Origin of the sequence: Komagataeibacter rhaeticus, assembly GCF_011611525.1 — a bacterium.
GTDB classification, from domain to species: domain Bacteria; phylum Pseudomonadota; class Alphaproteobacteria; order Acetobacterales; family Acetobacteraceae; genus Komagataeibacter; species Komagataeibacter rhaeticus.
Genome location: NZ_CP050139.1, coordinates 3,081,913 through 3,094,210 on the forward strand (window position 1 = coordinate 3,081,913; position 12,298 = coordinate 3,094,210).

Here is a 12,298-nt window from a genome sequence, read left to right on the forward strand (position 1 = left end):
ACAGGCTCCGCCCCATGCCCGGCTGCAACAATGAAGCGCAGCGGGCGGCCCAGCGCTTGATCCCTGCTCACCTTTTTCCGTTCGCAGCCTGCTGACGGGCGCGAACGATCATGGAATCGAACATCAGATACTCGTTGTCCGGATCGGCCATCAGAATCTCGAAAATCCTGTCCCATATCCCGGCATGACACCATTTGCTGAAGCGACGATGCACCGTCTGCCATTTGCCATACCGCTCCGGCAGGTTCTCCCAATGCGCGCCAGAGCGTAGAATCCAGAGGCAGCCGTTCACGAACAGGCGATTATCCGTTCCACTGCGGCCCGCATCTCCAACTTTGCCCGGGAGCAGAGGCGCAATCCGTTGTCATTGTGCTTTACTCAACTCGTACCGCTTGATTCCCATTCCATACTCCATGCCCTGACACGATACTCAGTGAAACGTCCATTCCACAAAAAGAAAATCCTGAATATCGATCGGTCCTGATGGGTGGGATGCCAAGCGGATTACCGTTCTTTCTGGACAGCCGTAACGTCGATGATCCTGGACTTCGCCGGTCGCTCGGGAGTAGGCATTGATCGATTGATCGATTGATCGTACCAGACTGTCCTGCCTCGACGAGCCCAGAATGATACCCCGAAACAGGCGACAGGGTTCCCCGCCCTTACATCACGCATTTATGAAATCGGACAAAACTGCGCTGGATTACCTTTTCGTCTGTTTCCCATGTATTCCTGCGCGTATGTCTGGAACGCAAAAAAGCCGCCTCTGAGGGCGGCATTTTTGTATTATATTGATTGTATTAGGCTTGGTTGCGGGGGCACGCAGTCCCCGATACCGACAATCTCTGATGCTTTCTATCTAGATGAATAGATAATTCACAAAACGTCCGACCGTATTTAGATGGTTAAACCGAACCTTAGGTTCGAATTGAGTAAAAATATGATGTACATTAGGATTTTGATACAAATTTATCACAAATAAAAGGCACGTCTCCGCGCTCTAATATAGTTATTTTTTATTAATATATCCACTCCACGCTCTTCGCATCAGCGCGTTACTGTCAAATCAACGGTGTTCAGCGCCGTTATTTAGGATCAATTTGACGTACGAACATGCTGCTTGCCCTCAAGCTGAAATGCAAGTTAGTCATCCGCCTTGCAGTTCGTGGGCTACTATGGAGGAAGTCCTGGACATTTTCTGGGGGACGGAGCAAACTATTCAGATGGCACCAACCTGCATAGACTTATTTGCCGGCTGCGGCGGAATGTCGCTCGGCCTCCACATGGCTGGATTTCGTGGAATCATGGGGATTGAGGCACATCCGCATGCCTTCGAATCCTACTGCCACAACCTCATCGACAATCCATCGATCGGAATGGATTGGCCTGCTTGGCTTCCCCTTGGCCCCAACAATGTCGTAGATTTGGCGGCCAATTACACTTCCCAGCTTGCCGCAATGGCGGGTAGCGTCGATCTGCTCGCTGGCGGCCCGCCGTGTCAAGGTTTTTCCACGAATGGCCGCCGTGACCCGGACGATCCCCGAAGCCGCATGGTCGAAGCCTACTTAGACATTGTTGCGCTAGTCCGGCCTCGGCTCGTCCTGCTCGAAAATGTTCGCGGATTCCAATCAATGCCCCATGCCGGAGGCGGTACCTACGCCACCGCGACCCGCGAACGGCTTTCATCCCTAGGCTATGACAGTTGGGCTGACGTGCTCATAGCGTCAAGTTGGGGCGTTCCTCAGCGGCGGCCGCGTTACATCTGTATTGCCGCATTACGGGGCAGCTTTCCTGGCATTAACCCGTTGGAGCGCTTGAAGACCGGCCGACGCGAGTTCCTTGCAAGACGAGGCCTTGGCCCCGGCGAAACCTCGGTTGCAGACGCCTTATCGGACTTGATCGTTGACCCAAATGTCTCGCGCGATACGAAATGGGAGGCACCAGGTTACCCTGGGATCATGCGCGTTGATCCAGAATCTCCGACTGCCTATCAGCAGCTAATGCGTCGACACAGCATGCATCAACCTAGCGATCGCCGTCTGGCACGACATAACCAGCAGGTTACAAACCGCATGAAGCGCATCCTCGAAAGCTGCGAGAGAGGACGGTGTATTTCTCAAGCAGACCGCCTCCGTCTCGGCATAGGCAAGCGATCAACCACGCCGCTCTCCGCTAGGTTACCGGCCCCAACGGTCACGACACTCCCAGACGATTTGATCCATTATCGTGACCCTCGCACTATGAGCGTGCGGGAGCTTGCTCGTATCCAGTCTTTTCCCGACTGGTTCTCCTTCAAGGGTCCATACACTACAGGCGGAGCACGGCGAAAGGATGGCTGCCCGCGATACACTCAGGTTGGAAATGCGGTCCCACCATTACTTGCCGAAGCGATCGGCGAAATCTTATTCGACTTGCTCGCCCATCAAGATTTCCCGAACACGCCGCACGTTCCCAAGCTGGCTCGCGAATTCCTTGCGGTACTTTGAGAAATCAGCCACCGTAACGGGGCTCCCGGTATCGCGGACAATCCGCCAGCCCATCTCAGTTTGCTCTTCTAAGAGCCTGAATCAGAAAGCGGTTTGATTGATTTTTCGCAGAACTCTGCGGACCGTCGCCGTGACCGTCAGGGCATCCCCGGCGGCGGCCGTCGATCCCTGCACCGTTGTCGTGGTGGTCCTGTTCAGGAAGCCGTCTCGTCGAAAAACAGAAAGGACAGATCCTCTTCTTGACCGCCCGCCTCACTATGCCTGGAATAGCAGCTGTCTGGGTCAATTCCTGATGAAAAACCCAGGTCAGTTTTCAGTGAAAATCAACAATGTGCCTATGCCCTGCTCGACGAGCTGCCACACCCGCCGACCTATGTCGTCTATGACCGCGGATATGCCTCGCACAAATTCCGTGAATATCTCTGGAACCGGGGATCTCGTCCTGTCATTCCGCCAGGGAAGAATGATCCAGAAGTCGTCTGTCCCAGATGGGCTTACAGACACCGGCACCTGGTCGAAAACCTGTGGGCAAGGCTCAAGGAATGGCGGGCTGTCGCGACCCGATATGAGAAGACCGCCGCATCCTTCCTCTCCGTCATCCTCATCGCTGCTACAGCAGACTATATCAAGATCTAACAAGTCCTAGCGATTAAAAAAGAAAAATCGAGACTTCCTCTATATTTTTATAATAATATCGTATTAGTTATAGCGTTTATAGGTATCTATAACGCGATAATTTTATTGTAACGGAAAGGTATTCCAGTGGGAACTTGTTATACAGTGCGATAAATCAGGAATTATGGTATATCAAAATAAAACAACAAAAAGCTACCATTGAAGTGGATATTGTCTATATTATCATTTATTATATGATTATATCTTTCTACGATAATATCGTGAGGTATATTTTCTTTGTTTACGTATTTGTACTCTATGTCTTTTGATATTTCTTCCTTATAGTTTTCTTCGTTAATACTTCTCCTCGTCATATTTTGCCATTGAATTTTAGATGCCATAACTCCAACTTCAGATCCAAAATAGTCAGGCTCTGTTATAACGAAGTAAATCCTTAGAGTTTTATAATTTCTTAAAAAGGTCAAACATTCTTGTTTTATGTTTTCCATTTTTGTTATTAATTCATCAATTATCATCTCCTTAAATCTATTATTTTTCCTATTTTCTTTTATGTCAGAAATTGAAATGGGTATTTTTTCGGAAAAATAACCCATGCTTTCTATATTTTCCTTTATTAAATACGCATCAACCGTATTTATGTCCCACGCATGAAGACCATTTTTTATGCTTTGAAGAGACATAATTTCATTCCCTATATCCGTCTATTACTTGGCAGATCGCCCAACTTCTTCCCTGCAAGATCAACTTTCATAATTGCTCTCCCGCGGGCATCGAATACCTCTAAATGGTCATTGTGAAGATTATCAAGGTAAAACTGCTCCCCTTTTCGGATTTTTTCTCCTTCTTGAAGTATGATGTCTTTCTCCACTTTATATACTCTCTGACCTTGAATAATTCTCGACGTACGCCTTGAAGCCGACTTAAATACAAGACCTGTTATACTGTCGAAAATTCATGTATATTATTAACCTTACGACTGGGAATATCTGCCCCAACGGAACGCGGGACGTGAACAGTATCTGATTGACGGTTAAAAAGTTCCTTTGTGTGGGCAGATTGTCTGTCAGAAGAAATGACCCCATTTTCATCTAACGTAGAAGCCGAAACTTTCCCACCCGTTATTTTTGTGTAATCGACCGGTCCCGCCGCCCCTAAAGTGTAGATATCACTGCTGCCGTCCTTGGTGAACTCCAGTTCGCCGTGATCCGTGAACGTACCAGTTGAACGATATGTTCCTGCATCAGGGATGCTAACGCCCAGATCCCCGATACCCGTCCCCGAAACTACGGCATCCGGCGAATAATGGGCAACTCCCCGCCCGAACCGATCAGTCATTGCGGCGTCGGCACCGGGATGCCCGTTGTACATATCGGGAGCAACCGTCAGCCCCCCCGAGGAACCAAGCCTCAGGACGTTTTCCCGGAACACCTGCGTTGTGGCGTCACGTGGATATGTAACGTCAGGCTCGACAGGCTGTGGTACGTCCGCACCGACGTTGTTTCCCGTGCTATCCCCGTTTTTAATCCCGCGGCCGATCGTCAGGCTATGGGTCATGAAAGCGACAGGTTCGCTATCTCCTTCAGCCCTATCCGTCCGCGCGCCTGACGACGCCGCATCTCCTGTGCCAGCCACGCTGTCCTGCGTCGGCTGTGCGTCGCGCGCATCAGTTCCGACCGTGGCCCTGTCGTCAGCTCCCTCGCTGGCCATGTCATAACCCTGCTTGGCCGTCCATGCGGCCGCCTGGGTTACCGTCTCGGCCTCATTGGCGAGCGCCAGGACATTGCTTTCCTTGCTGGCGTCAAAATCGTTGGCGATGGCCTGGTTGGCGGTGGACGGATCACGCGAGAGACTGCCGGACGTAGCGCCTGCCTTCACCGTAATGTTCGAACCGATCGCCGACTGGCTTTCCGTCTCATGGGAACCGGCTACCGCCGCCGCCGAAGCCATGGGAATGCCGTTATCCGCAAACCCGGCACTATCGGTATCTCCCCCGCCCTGCATCGTGCTGTAGGAGAAACTGGCCGACGCCCCGGCGTAATCGGAGACATTCTTCTCCCCACTGGCCGTAAGGCTGCCTGTCGTAAGACTGTTGAGCGCCGATGCCGCCGTGCTCTCGATCACCCCGGCATCAAGGCTGGTATTGCCCGCAACGGCGATGTTCACACCACCATTGCCAGCATAGATCCCCGATAGCCCGCTGGCTTCCGTCGAGGCGTAGGTGTCACCGAGTGTAAATGCTGTTTCAAAATTCCCCACATGTGCTGTCGGAAAATTCCCCAGCACGGATATGGTGATCAGCCATTGAGGTGATCGATAGCTCCATGCTTTGGGGGCCTACCGCGGCGCTTTGGCGCTGCCGGTGGCATCAGATTGGCGTGGGCCCGTGTATGCTCGGGGATCAGATCGGCATGCTGGCGCAGGCGATAGCTGGCACCTTCGATGTGGACGACGTAAAATAAACAGAGCCAGTCCAGGCTTCTTAACCATAAAACAGGATAAACCCGCATACAGCTTCAAAACACTCAACGCATATTCCTAAAAAGATACGCCAAGCTACCCTAGACCAGTCTCACCCAGTCCAGGCCGCCAATCATCACCCCCTAAAGAGCAACAACCGCGCCGCCAGCATATCCCTTCCAGATACTCTCTCTATTCTCTTGTCAAAGACCCGCCGGAGCAGCAGCGCCGTCCGGTGAAGGGGCTTTTACGGATATTGGCCCACCCTGTCAACGCTCCCCCTAAAACACAGGAAAACAACGGAAATCCGCCATAAAACCCACTTAACATTCACAATGCGAACCAAAAAAACGAAGAAAAAAAGATATTTATGTGAAAAAAGGAGGGGCAGGCCCCTCCTTTTCCCAACTTTGATGCGGCGTGCCGCGATCAGTCGGCTTCCACCTCGGTTCCATTGATGGTCAGGTGATCATCCTTCGCATCAACAGTGACCGTTTCACCATCATGGATGGTGCCTTCCAGCAACAGGCCCGCCAGCGGGTTCTGCAGGGCACGCTGGATCACGCGCTTGAGCGGACGGGCGCCATACACCGGATCGTAGCCTTCATTCGCCAGCCATTCCTCACCCCCCTTGTCCAGGCGAAGCTGGATATTGCGGTCAGCCAGCAGCTTGCGCAGGCGCCCGATCTGGATTTCCACGATCTTGCCCATATCCGCCTTCTGCAGGCGCGAGAACAGGATGATCTCATCCAGACGGTTCAGGAACTCGGGCCGGAAGTGGTTGCGCACCACCTGCATGACTTCGGGGCGTACCGTCTCGACCGATTCCCCATCGGGCAGGTGGGCCAGCACGTCGGAGCCGAGATTGCTGGTCAGCACGATCAGGGTGTTGCGGAAATCAACCGTACGACCCTGCCCATCGGTCAGGCGGCCATCATCAAGCACCTGCAGCAGGATGTTGAAGACGTCCTCATGCGCCTTTTCCACCTCATCGAACAGGATGACCTGATAGGGTCTGCGCCGCACCGCTTCGGTCAGCACGCCGCCTTCCTCATACCCCACATAGCCGGGAGGCGCGCCCACCAGGCGGGAGACCGCATGCTTCTCCATGAACTCACTCATGTCGATGCGCAGCAGGGCCTTCTCGTCATCAAACAGGAAGCGGGCCAGCGCTTTACACAGCTCGGTCTTGCCCACGCCCGTGGGGCCAAGGAACAGGAACGACCCGATGGGACGGTTGGGGTCCTGCAAGCCTGCACGGGCACGACGCACGGCGTTGGACACGGCCTTCAGGGCCGGTTCCTGCCCCACCACGCTCTTGCGCAGTTCATCTTCCATGCGCAGCAGCTTGGCGCGCTCGCCCTCCAGCATCCGGTCCACCGGCACGCCGGTCCAGCGCGACACCACGGCGGCGATGCCCTGATCGGTCACGGTATCGCTGACCATGCCATCGCCCTTGCTGATCTGGTCCGCCTCTTCCTGTGCCTTGGCAATCTGGGCCTGAAGCTGCGGCAGGCGGCTGTACATCAGTTCCGATGCACGGGCCAGATCGCCCTTGCGCTGGGCAATCTCGATATCCGAGCGGATCTGGTCCATCTCCTCCTGCAGCTTCTGCACGGCGTTGACGCGGTCTTTTTCCGCATGCCATGCCGCCGTCAGCGCATCGGACTTTTCCTGCAGTTCCGACAGTTCGGCTTCCAGCTTGACCAGACGCTCCCTGCTGGCCGCGTCATCTTCCTTGCGGATGGCCTCGCGCTCGATCTTGAGCTGGATCAGGCGGCGGTCCAGTTCATCCAGTTCCTCGGGCTTGCTGTCGATCTGCATGCGCAGGCGGCTTGCGGCCTCGTCCACCAGATCGATGGCCTTGTCGGGCAGGAAGCGGTCGGTGATGTAACGGTTGGACAGGGTTGCCGCCGCGACCAGCGCGCCATCGGAAATACGGATACCGTGATGGAGTTCGTATTTCTCCTTGATGCCACGCAGGATGGAGATGGTGTCGGCCACTGTCGGCTCACCCACATAGACCGGCTGGAACCGGCGGGCGAGGGCGGCGTCCTTTTCAATATACTTGCGGTATTCATCCAGCGTGGTGGCACCGATGCAGTGCAGCACGCCACGGGCCAGTTCGGGCTTGATCAGGTTGGAGGCATCCATCGCACCATCGCTGCGCCCCGCACCGACCAGCGTGTGCATCTCGTCAATGAACAGGATCACCTGACCTTCGGCGGCCTCGATTTCCTTCAGGACCGCTTTCAGCCGTTCCTCGAATTCGCCCCGGAATTTGGCGCCCGCCACCAGCGCGCCCATGTCGAGCGAGAGCAGCTTCTTGTTCTTCAGCGCCTCGGGCACGTCACCATTGACGATACGCTGCGCCAGCCCTTCCACAATGGCGGTCTTGCCCACGCCGGGCTCACCAATCAGGACAGGGTTGTTCTTGCTGCGGCGCGCAAGCACCTGAATGGCGCGGCGGATTTCCTCGTCACGGCCAATCACCGGGTCCAGCTTGCCCTGCAGGGCGACTTCGGTCACGTCACGCGCGTATTTCTTCAGTGCGTCAAAATTGGCTTCGGCGTTTTCGCTTGTCACGGTACGTCCCTTGCGGATGGCGGCAATGGCTTTTTCAAGCGCCTGCGGTGTGGCGCCGCCGGCGCGCAGGGCCTGACCCGCCGGCGTTTCGGACGCGGCAATGGCGGCCAGCAGGCGGTCCTGCGCCACATATTCATCACCTGCCTTCTGGGCGGCCTGCTCGGCATTATCCAGCAGACGGACCAGCTCGCCCGTAGCAGTGGGCTGGCCCGCGCCGCTGCCCTGCACCTTGGGCAGCTTGGCAAGGGCTGCGTCATTGGCGGCGGTAATACCGGGCACCTGCCCGCCAGCCGCGCGGATAAGGGAGGACGCGGCACCCTGATCATCATCAAGCAGGGCCTTGAGCAGGTGCTCCGGCGTCAGCTGCTGGTTGTAATCGCGCATGGCAATGGTCTGGGCTGCCTGCAGAAAACCGCGTGACCGTTCTGTAAACTTCTCGATATTCATATGTTTCCTCGTCCCTCTTGATCAGGCGACAAAAAAGGTTCCGCCCTGCGCCGTCCCTCAACAGGCAACGGCATGGCGCTGGATTCCAGATGGGATCAACTGGATGTTATTACAAGATATCGGAAGTGATTTCCCTCCCCAGCCACCTGTCGCGCGCATAAGGTCATGGGCGATGTGGAACGGGGGATAGCTGATCATCGGCGGGCGGTCCGCAGCCTTGATCCAGATCAATATTGCCGTGCCTTCTTGGCGCAACGGCCATTCGCCCAGCGGTATACGATACCCGCCGGGGGAAAGCAGCCCGACGGGAAACGGCTGTCAGACAAACCCTTGATAGAAATGATGGAAGTTTTTGGGTGCCGCCTTTTTTCAAAAAGGCGGCGTTCTCTGAAGCTTTTTGAAAAAAGCTTCACCAAAAACTTCCTTGCGCTGTTTTTATTTATTCTTCTTTGCCAGCGTCGGCCCCAACAGCAGCAGGTCGGCGGCCGAAAGACGGTCTGACGCCGTGCTGGCCTGATGCCAGAAGGGATAGAGGATCGGCGGCGCGCTGGCGTCATCAAGGCGGCTGATTTCTTCCGCCGTCAGGCTCAGGTCAATGGCCTTGAGGTTATCGACCAGCTGCGCCTCGGTCCGGGCACCGATCACGACGGATGTAATGGCAGGCCGCTGCGCCACCCATGCCAGCGCCACCTGGGCTGCGGAGATGTTGCGGCTTTCGGCGATGCTGACCAGCACCTCCACCACGTCATACAGTTTCTCGATATCGTAAACCGGGGGTTCGCCCCATTTCTCGATCTGGCGCGTGCCTTCGGGCTGCGGCCTGCCGCGCCGGTACTTGCCCGACAGCAAACCGCCCGCAAGCGGGCTCCAGACCTGCACGCCAATGCCCTGGTCCACGGCAACGGGCAGGAGTTCATATTCCGCCTCACGCCCCTGCAGGGAATAGTAGATCTGCTGCGAGACGGGCGCGATCAGGCGGTTGCGCTCCGCCGTGCCCAGCGCCTTCATGATATGCCATGCCGAGAAGTTGGAAACCCCGGCATAACGGATCTTGCCCGCGCGGGTCAGGGTGTCCAGCGCCTCCAGCGTTTCATCCAGAGGGGTCTGCCCATCCCATTCATGCAGGTAATACAGGTCGATATGATCACGGCCCAGACGCTTCAGGCTGGCTTCGCACGCACTGACCAGATGGAACCGCGACAGCCCCGCGTCATTGGCACCCGGTCCCATGTTGAAGCGCGCCTTGGTCGTGACCATCACGTCGTCACTGCGGCCCTTGAGGGCAGCCCCCAGAATCTCCTCTGACACGCCGGTGGAATAGATATCCGCCGTATCGAACATGTTGATCCCGGCATCAATGCACAGGTCGATCTGGCGGCAGGCCCCGGCAAGGTCGGTATTGCCGGTCTTGGCAAAGTTGCCCTTGCCACCAAAGGTCATGGTGCCCAGGGTAAAGGCCGAAATCCGCAGACCGGAACGGCCAAGCTGGCGATACTGCATGTTTTTTTGATCCTTCTGCCTGATGGGCGAAAAAAACCCGCATCCGCGCCCATGGGGCACGCATGCGGCCATATGATAATGAACCGGCGCGGCGCGGGTTACGCATGGCCCGTCACGAACACGGGCATCATGGCGTTTTACGACACCTGCGGGGCGCGCAGGCTACCCGCGCCTGCTCTAGCCGGTATAGGTCACGTTCAGTTCACCCACACCGGCGCAGGTGGCGTACAGCACATCACCGCGCCTGACCGGCCCCACACCCGACGGGGTGCCGGTCATGATCAGGTCCCCCGCACCGAGGGAGACGAACCGGCTGAGAGCGGAAATGATTTCCGCCACCGACCAGATCATATCCCGCAGGTCGCCTTTCTGCCGGGACTCGCCATTCACGCTTAGCGTGATTGCGCCGTTTTCGGGGTGGCCCGTGACCGATACCGGCACGATGGGGGAAATGGGGCAGGACTGGTCAAATCCCTTGGCCAGATCCCACGGGTGGCCCGCCTTCTTGGCTGCGGCCTGCAGGTCACGTCGCGTCATGTCCAGGCCGACCGCGTAGCCATAGACATGCGTCAGCGCCTTTTCCACCGCAATGTCATGGCCATCGCGCCCGATCGCGGCCACCAGTTCCACTTCGTGATGCAGGTCGGACGTGCTGACTGGAAACGCCAGCAGCCCGCCGCCGGGCACTACCGCATCCCCCGGCTTGGAAAAGAAGAAGGGTTCGGAGCGTTCGGGGTTGCTGCCCATCTCGCGCGCATGGGCGGCATAGTTCTGCCCCACACACCATATCCGCCGGACGGGAAAGACACCCTTACTCCCCTCCACTGGCACAACGGGCAGGCTGCAGGGGGGAATCACGTAATCCGTCACGGTACGGTGCTCCTTCAGGTTTTTCCGGTCGCGCATGGTGGCACCCGTTACCCGGTCGTGTCACGGCAAATACGGGGCCGCCGTCACAGGCGGACATAAAAAAAACGCCAGCCGGAACATCTCCGGCTGGCGTTGTAATTTAAGGGGGACGCAAGACCGCCACCCGAAAGGACGTTTCTGATGGCGCTTTTTTTAAAAAGGCGACACCCGAAAACTTTTATCCTTTTTTATCAACGACTGATTTTTAGTTACGCGACTTATCGACCAGCTTGTTCTTGCCAATCCACGACATCATGCCGCGCAGCTTCTCGCCCACTTTCTCGATCTGGTGCTCGTTGTTGCGGGCACGGGTGGCCTTGAAGCCGATATTGCCGGACTGGTTTTCCAGAATGAAGTTGCGCACGAAGGTGCCGTCCTGGATGTCGGTCAGGATCTTCTTCATCTCGGCCTTGGTTTCCGGCGTGATCACGCGCGGGCCGGACACGTATTCACCATACTCCGCCGTGTTGGAGATGGAGTAGTTCATGTTGGCGATGCCGCCTTCGTAGATCAGGTCCACGATCAGCTTCATTTCGTGCAGGCACTCGAAATACGCCATCTCCGGCGCGTAGCCCGCTTCGACCAGCGTCTCGAAACCCGCACGGATCAGTTCGACCAGACCACCGCACAGCACGGCCTGCTCGCCAAACAGGTCGGTCTCGACTTCTTCCTTGAAGGTCGTCTCGATGATGCCCGCACGCCCGCCGCCATTGGCGGATGCATAGGACAGCGCGATTTCCAGCGCATTGCCCGAAGCGTTCTGGGCCACGGCCACCAGCGACGGCACGCCGCCACCCTTCTGATATTCGGAACGCACGGTGTGGCCCGGGCCCTTGGGCGCGATCAGGAACACATCCAGGTCGGGACGGGCTTCGATGATGCGGAAATGGATCGCCAGGCCATGGGCGAAAGCAAGGGCCGCACCCTGCTTGAGGTTCTTTTCCAGCGATTCCTTGTACAGCGCGCCCTGGCCTTCATCGGGGGTCAGCACCATCACCACATCCGCCCATTTGGCGGCGTCGGCCGGGGTCATGACCTTGAAGCCGGCGGCCTCGGCCTTGGCCACGGCGGTGGATTCGGGGCGCAGGCCGACCACGATGTCGGTCACACCCGAGTCCTTGAGGTTGTTGGCATGGGCATGGCCCTGGCTGCCGTAACCGATGATGGCCACCTTCTTGCTCTTGATCAGGTTCACATCGGCATCGCGATCATAATAGACGCGCATAATCTTGCTCCTTGGGAAAAAACGGTAAAAACATGTGAAACGGTAAAACCCG

At 56.5% G+C, this 12,298-nt stretch carries 8 protein-coding genes and 1 pseudogene; 2 read left to right on the top strand and 7 right to left on the bottom strand.

Features of this window, described 5'->3' with window-relative positions:
• Nucleotides 1–17: 17 nt before the first annotated feature.
• Nucleotides 18–358, bottom strand: a pseudogene (locus tag GWK63_RS14130) (IS5 family transposase); the annotation flags it as partial.
• An 817-nt stretch (nt 359–1,175) separates the two neighbouring features.
• Here GWK63_RS14130 and GWK63_RS14135 point away from each other — a divergent pair.
• Both GWK63_RS14135 and GWK63_RS14140 read left to right on the top strand, forming a co-directional pair.
• Nucleotides 1,176–2,486, top strand: a complete 1,311-nt coding sequence (locus tag GWK63_RS14135; protein WP_157771989.1) for a DNA cytosine methyltransferase — start codon at nt 1,176–1,178, stop codon at nt 2,484–2,486.
• A gap of 354 nt (nt 2,487–2,840) precedes the next feature.
• Complete coding sequence (locus tag GWK63_RS14140; protein WP_396415494.1) at nt 2,841–3,122, top strand: transposase; 282 nt, start codon at nt 2,841–2,843, stop codon at nt 3,120–3,122.
• A gap of 161 nt (nt 3,123–3,283) precedes the next feature.
• Here the strand turns inward: GWK63_RS14140 and GWK63_RS14145 are convergent, their stop codons facing one another.
• The 6 genes from GWK63_RS14145 to ilvC form a co-directional block, all read right to left on the bottom strand.
• Nucleotides 3,284–3,802, bottom strand: coding sequence for a DUF3916 domain-containing protein (locus GWK63_RS14145; RefSeq protein ID WP_112210144.1), 519 nt, complete (start codon nt 3,800–3,802; stop codon nt 3,284–3,286).
• A 256-nt stretch (nt 3,803–4,058) separates the two neighbouring features.
• The gene (locus tag GWK63_RS14150; protein WP_146750226.1) at nt 4,059–5,405 is read right to left on the bottom strand and encodes a hypothetical protein; all 1,347 of its coding nucleotides are present in this window, start codon (nt 5,403–5,405) and stop codon (nt 4,059–4,061) included.
• Nucleotides 5,406–6,008: 603 nt separating this feature from the next.
• Complete coding sequence (gene clpB, locus GWK63_RS14160) at nt 6,009–8,612, bottom strand: ATP-dependent chaperone ClpB (protein WP_007397357.1); 2,604 nt, start codon at nt 8,610–8,612, stop codon at nt 6,009–6,011.
• 435 nt (nt 8,613–9,047) lie between these two features.
• Nucleotides 9,048–10,112 (bottom strand): aldo/keto reductase, encoded by a 1,065-nt coding sequence (locus tag GWK63_RS14165; protein ID WP_034930975.1) that lies wholly within the window; start codon nt 10,110–10,112, stop codon nt 9,048–9,050.
• 177 nt (nt 10,113–10,289) lie between these two features.
• The gene (locus GWK63_RS14170) at nt 10,290–11,018 is read right to left on the bottom strand and encodes a fumarylacetoacetate hydrolase family protein (protein ID WP_034930951.1); all 729 of its coding nucleotides are present in this window, start codon (nt 11,016–11,018) and stop codon (nt 10,290–10,292) included.
• A 208-nt stretch (nt 11,019–11,226) separates the two neighbouring features.
• Complete coding sequence (ilvC, locus tag GWK63_RS14175) at nt 11,227–12,246, bottom strand: ketol-acid reductoisomerase (RefSeq protein WP_007397353.1); 1,020 nt, start codon at nt 12,244–12,246, stop codon at nt 11,227–11,229.
• Nucleotides 12,247–12,298 lie beyond the last annotated feature (52 nt).